We start from the raw sequence: 4,876 nt of genomic DNA, 5'->3' as shown, positions 1-4,876 counted from the left end.
TGGGCAGAGGCGAAGAGGTCATCTAGGGTGCATTGATTATTGAAGGCATTTTGGATCGTTTTAGTCGGTTCAGCCATCTGTAAAATTAGAGATATCTAAGGGCTCCATCACCCATTTTATCTAAAAACTGTGTCGGTATGTGATCTCAAGATTGCATAATGATTCGGAAAGAATTTCACTAGGTATTATTCCTTATTTATAATGAGAATATTATAAATAAAAAATAGGGTCTTTACCCTATTGACACGAATATAGTTAATGTCCTTAATATTAGCCGTGATTCTTATCTAAGTAACCAGAATGGTTGATTCGAGTTATGATTCAATACTGAATCTTAACTAAATCGCCAATTTTACTGAGGAGATACAAAATGGATATTATTTATCGTGATATAAAAAAGATTTCGCTTGGCTTAAAAATGCTGCGAAAGAACAAAGGGTACTCGAGTTGTAGATCTTTTGCTGATTGTTTTGATCTTGATCCAAAACATCATTGGCACTTCAGCTGCAGGGTTCCAAGATGCTTCTCTATGGGAAAAAGCAAAGGAAAAGGGCGATAAGGCAATCAAAGCAATGATTGACAAAGGTCTTGAAAATACATCTGTAACTGTGGTGTGTGTAACACATGGTACTTCAAATAGAAAATATATTAATTATGAAATAAACCAATCGCTTGCGAAAGGGAATGGTCTTGTTGCAATCCAAATTCATCATTTTGAAGACCAGAACGGTGAAGAAGGTTCCCCCGGAGCTATCCCCGTACAGATAAAAGAGAATGGATTTAAAGCTTATAAATACACCAATAAAGATGCATTGGCACGCTGGATTGAGGCAGCCGAAAAATTAGCAGGTAAATAAGCTAAAATAAATGTCATAAAGTTCTAGCTGCTGTTTGGCCGAGGTTATTGGTATAAATTGATCTTAAGATTGATGATAATCCACTCCCGTACCTTCGGGAAAAACACTTAACTCCCCATTATATTCCGGTTTTAACTTTAACGATATTTTGTTAATCAACTTCTATTGTTGACCTTTTATTTGGGACACTGATTTGATATATATTTGGGAGGGAATCCATTTGAATAATTACGGTAAATAGTTCATTATAAAACTACTATAAATGCCTTAATTCGCAAATTCTATTTGGTTGGTTCAATGGAAAGTTTCCCATCCATTTTCATAATCTAATTATCGGCAGTATTATTGTATTGCTGCCAAAATATAGTTTTTGTATATTTGCTTAAATATTGCATCATTATCACCACATACAAACTACATATTGATAAATTAAAAACTCGATTTCAATCTGAAAAAAGCTTTGGAACTAGTGATATTTCTAATTTTTACAAAGAGTTTGAACCTGATTTAAAGCAAACAACTATCAATTGGAGAATTTACTCTCTGGTAAAAATGGGGGTGTTAAATAGAATCGGCAGAGGAAAATATGTCACTGGAGAAGGGAAAAACTATATACCCGAAATTACTTCTAAGATAAAATCAATTAACACTAAACTTAAAAAGGAATTTCCTTATTTGAAAAATTGCATTTGGGACACTTCGGTTCTGAATGAATTTATGCTTCATCAACCAGGCAGGTTTTATTTACTTATCGAAGTAGAAAAGGAAGCAACCCAATCCGTATTCTATTTTCTTAAAGAAGCAAAATATTCGGTATTCGTAAACCCGACGAATGACCTTCTGGATAAATATTTACCTAATTACAAAGAATCGTTAATTGTTAAGCCAATGGTAACTGAAGCTCCTGTTCAAAATATAAAAGGAATTAATACTGCTTCATTAGAAAAAATATTGGTGGATATTTACTGTGATGATATCATTTTTTCTGCTCAACAAGGTGTTGAAATGCGTACAATTTTCAGGGAAGCAATTACAAAATATACGATTAACCAAAGCCGAATGCTTCGCTATGCCGATAGAAGGGGAAAAAAAGAAAGTTTTAATAAATATATAAATTCAATAACAATAATACGGCAGCATATTTAGTCTGCTGCCAATTTATAGAAAATGATAAATCAACAAGAAATATCAATTGAATGGATAAATAAAGTTTCTAAGGAAAATCATAATACGGATAAAATTCTTGTGGAGAAAGTTATTCGCGCATTGTTGTTATTAGAGGGACTTGTAAAAAGAAAACTTCCTTTTGTGTTTAAAGGCGGAACGGCATTAATGCTTCATCTGAACTCAACAAAAAGACTATCCATTGATATTGATATTATCTTACAATCTCAAGATGATCTGGAAGGAAATCTTGATAAAGTTGCAAAAGAACAAGGCTTTATTAGAAAGGAATTACAGCATCGAAGCACTCATTTAAAAATTCTCAAAGAACACTATAAATTTTTCTACAAACCTCTCCATAAATCCAATAGGGCAGAAGAATATGTTTTGCTCGATATATTGTTTGAAGAAGTAATTTATGCTAAGGTAATACAACTACCTATTCAGTCTGTTTTCGTGCCGATGCAAGAACCCCCATTATTGGTTGATGTGCCTTGTTTAGAAGACCTATTGGGAGATAAACTTACAGCTTTTGCTCCAAGTACAACTGGAATTCCATACTTCAAAAAAGAGGATAGTATGAGTATGGAAATCATAAAGCAACTATATGATATTAGTAATTTGCTTGATACTGTTAGTGATGTAGCTATTATAAAATCTACATTTTATCATTTTGCAGCTATAGAATTAACTTATAGGAATACAAATGGACTGAATGAACAAGATGTTTTGGAAGATATTTATCAGACATCACTTTGCATAGTAAGTAGAGGGTCTGACGGCAATGGTAATTTTGAACAATTGCAATTGGGTATACAAAGGATTAATAGTTTTATTTTTTCAGAAAACTACCATCTGGAAAATGCCATTATCCACGCTTCCAAAGCTGCTTATCTTTCTACATTGATTAAGTACGATGCACAAATCGTTGAAAAATTCAATAACCCAATGCAATTGAAAGATTGGCTCATTAGCAAACCAATGAATAATAAGCTGAATAAACTTAAAAAATCCAACCCCGAAGCGTTTTTCTATTGGTTTAAAATTTATAAACTTTCAGTAAAATAAAATATTTCAGGAGATCGAACAAAACTTCGTAGATAATAAAATGAAAGAAACCAGCCTACAACAATGTATAAGAATCTTCGCAACCATACGGGATGACAACGATTTTTATAGTAACCATCAGATGGATGTCACCTATATTCGTGCCACATATACTTGGAGGTTGAATGATAGATTTTGTAAGTTCACCAAAGTTCAAGTAGAGGAACGAATTCATGAGTGCATCAAAAATTAAATACAGTGGGGCAGAATTGTCTAAAGCTGAGGTAGTCAAATATCTATCGGATGCGCCCAAGGCTGTAAAATCCTATATTACTGACCTGGAACAACAAATCAGCAATTTGTCCAATATTGGTTTAGCGCTCTCCAAAGAGAAGGATATGAATAAACTTTTGGAGATGATTTTGCTGGAAGCCAAGCGGATTGCCAATTCTGATGGTGGTACGCTCTACATGATGACTGACGATAAACGACTAAGATTTGAAATCATGATGACTGATTCTCTCAAATTCCACATGGGGGGTACATCGGGGAAGGATATTCCATTTTACCCCATAAAACTTTATACAGATGATGGAGAGCCCAATAAATCCATGATTGCGGCCTATGTGGGACTCACGGGTGAAACAGTGAATATTGAAGACGCCTATACGGCCAAAGGGTTTGACTTTTCCGGCACCAAAATGTTTGATGAAAAAACCGGTTACCATTCCCAATCATTCCTCACCGTTCCTTTAAAAAATCACGAAGATGAGATTATCGGCGTTCTACAACTTTTGAATGCCCAAGATACAAAATCCAAAAAGATCATTTCTTTTGCCTCTGATGTTCAGGAAATGGTAGAAGCCTTATCCAGCCAAGCTGCTGTAGCCATTACCAACAAAAACCTGATAAAAGATTTAGAAAATTTATTTGAATCCTTCATTAAACTTATTGCCTCAGCCATTGATGCAAAATCGCCCTATACCGGTGGTCATTGCGCCCGCGTTCCAGAAATTACCATGTTGCTGGCCGATGCAGTGCAGGAAACTAAAAATGGTCCTTTTGCAGATGTGGCCTTTACCGAAAAAGAAATGTACGAATTGAAAATCGCCGCTTGGCTCCACGATTGTGGGAAGGTAGCCACTCCGGAATTTGTGGTGGATAAAAGCACTAAGTTAGAAACCATCTATGACCGCGTGAATGAAGTTGAAACAAGATTTGGTGTTTTACAGCGTGATGAAGAAATTAAGCGCCTGAAAAAAGAACTCAAGATTGAACGGGATGAATCCCTCTCTGCCAATGAAAAAGTAGATAAAATTAAAGATCTCAAAAAATCTCATCGCAAAAAAATGGGAACTTTAAAAAGTGATCTTGAATTCGTGAAAGAAACCAATGTGGGCGGTGAATTTATGTCCGGCGATAAAAAGGATCGTGTTCGCCAAATTGAGAATTACCGCTGGAAGCCCAATGGCAAAATGGAAAATTTCCTTTCAGCAGACGAAGTCTATAACCTCACTATTCCACGGGGGACATTAACACCGGAAGAACGGAAGGTCATTAACGATCATATCGTTGTTACGATTAATATGTTAAATGAATTGCCATACCCGAAACATTTACGAAATGTGCCAGAATTTGCCGGTGGCCACCACGAAAAACTGGATGGTACGGGCTATCCCATGGGATTGACCAAAAGTCAAATGTCCGTTCAAGCGCGGATCATGGCTATTGCGGATATTTTTGAAGCATTAACTGCTCGGGATCGACCCTACAAAAAAGGAAAAACCTTGAGCCAAGCAATGCGTATT

4 protein-coding genes are annotated in these 4,876 nt (G+C 35.5%); all 4 read left to right on the top strand.

The window, feature by feature from the left end; all coding sequences use genetic code 11:
* Positions 1 to 458 precede the first annotated feature (458 nt).
* Positions 459 to 857 carry a TIR domain-containing protein gene (locus HN459_08530; GenBank protein MBT3479492.1) on the top strand — a complete coding sequence of 133 codons (399 nt, stop codon included), beginning with the start codon at positions 459 to 461 and terminating at the stop codon, positions 855 to 857.
* Between the two features lie 345 nt (positions 858 to 1,202).
* The gene (locus HN459_08525; GenBank protein MBT3479491.1) at positions 1,203 to 2,003 is read left to right on the top strand and encodes a hypothetical protein; all 801 of its coding nucleotides are present in this window, start codon (positions 1,203 to 1,205) and stop codon (positions 2,001 to 2,003) included.
* A gap of 21 nt (positions 2,004 to 2,024) precedes the next feature.
* A complete protein-coding gene (locus HN459_08520) occupies positions 2,025 to 3,089 on the top strand; it encodes a nucleotidyl transferase AbiEii/AbiGii toxin family protein (GenBank protein MBT3479490.1) in 1,065 nt (354 codons plus the stop codon).
* A gap of 212 nt (positions 3,090 to 3,301) precedes the next feature.
* The coding region (locus HN459_08515) for a GAF domain-containing protein (GenBank protein MBT3479489.1) at positions 3,302 to 4,876 on the top strand (1,575 nt) is incomplete at its 3' end.

It is taken from the genome of Candidatus Neomarinimicrobiota bacterium (genome assembly GCA_018647265.1).
In the GTDB taxonomy this organism is placed as follows: Bacteria; Fidelibacterota; Marinisomatia; order Marinisomatales; family TCS55; genus TCS55.
Note: the sequence above shows the minus strand (reverse complement) of the source record. Positions and strands in the feature narration are given on the sequence as shown.